The sequence below is a fragment of the Knoellia aerolata DSM 18566 genome, assembly GCF_000768695.1.
GTDB classification, from domain to species: domain Bacteria; phylum Actinomycetota; class Actinomycetes; order Actinomycetales; family Dermatophilaceae; genus Knoellia; species Knoellia aerolata.
In genome coordinates, this window is record NZ_AVPL01000150.1 from 1 (window position 1) to 963 (window position 963).

Annotated in this window: 1 protein-coding gene; it reads right to left on the reverse strand. The window is 78.5% G+C overall.

The genetic code is table 11. The features are described 5' to 3' along the window. Nucleotides 1–128 precede the first annotated feature (128 nt). A complete protein-coding gene (locus tag N801_RS20005) occupies nt 129–872 on the reverse strand; it encodes a hypothetical protein (protein WP_052113318.1) in 744 nt (247 codons plus the stop codon). Nucleotides 873–963: the final 91 nt, after the last annotated feature.

Here is a 963-nt window from a genome sequence, read left to right on the forward strand (position 1 = left end):
GTCGAGCCGCCGCGGTCCGGCGGCGGCCCGGTTGCGCGGCACGGCCGCGGCCGCCACCGTCGGCCTTCGCGCCGGTGAGGGCCACACGATCACCGCGGCGAGCACGAGGAGGAGCGCCGCGGCCAGCATCACCCCACCACCGCCGGTCGCAGCGCCCTGCTGAGCAGACGCCGCGACCACGCCCAGCCCAGACCGGTGAGGCTGAGGCCGGCGAGCGCAGCCGCACCGGCCACGCCGTGGCCGTAGACGTCGCCGACGGGGAGGCCGAGGAGCAGCGCGACGATCGGGCCACTCAGGGGCAACAGCGTGAGCAGCCACATCGACGCCCGGGGCCCGGCGGCGAGCACCGTCCGTCGCTCCGCTCCCGCGCCGCGCTCCCTGAGGACCTCCGCGGTCAGCCGCGCTGCCGGCGCCGAAGCCACCCCGAGCTCCTCCGAGAGTCGCCAGGCGGCGGCGAGGAGGGCGAGGTCGTGGTCGTCCTTCGCGGCCTGTCGCAACGCCTCGCCCAACCGGCCGCAGTCCGCCTCGGCAGCGGCGATGAGCTCACCGAGCTCGCGCGTCCGCGCCGACGTCCCGGCTCCGACGGCACACGCGAGGCGGGCCGCCTCGAGGCTGGGGAGCCCGGCCTCGAGCCCGACCGCGGAGAGCTCCGCGAACTCGGCCACCCACCCGGGGGACGACCGACTGCGGCGCACCTCGGTGGACGCCAGCCGCCGGAGCCGCACGCGCAGACCAGTGGCGCTCTCGGAGGTGTGCGGGCGGGGTGTCGCAGCCGACGCCCTCACCCCCGGTGCCCGCACCGACGGCAGCGGCCGACCGCCGGGCCGCAGGAGGACGGCCACGGCGCAGAGCGCGGCGAGCAGGGCCGTCATCCGCCCGTCTGCCCTCGCGCCCGGAGGAGCTCGCGGAGCCGCTCCGCTCCCGGACCGGCACGCACCGCGTCGGGGTCGACGCCACCAGCCC

Bases quoted from the DNA above. Each gene is read 5' to 3' on its own strand.
- N801_RS20005 (WP_052113318.1), bottom strand. From the start codon at position 872: ATGACGGCCCTGCTCGCCGCGCTCTGCGCCGTGGCCGTCCTCCTGCGG.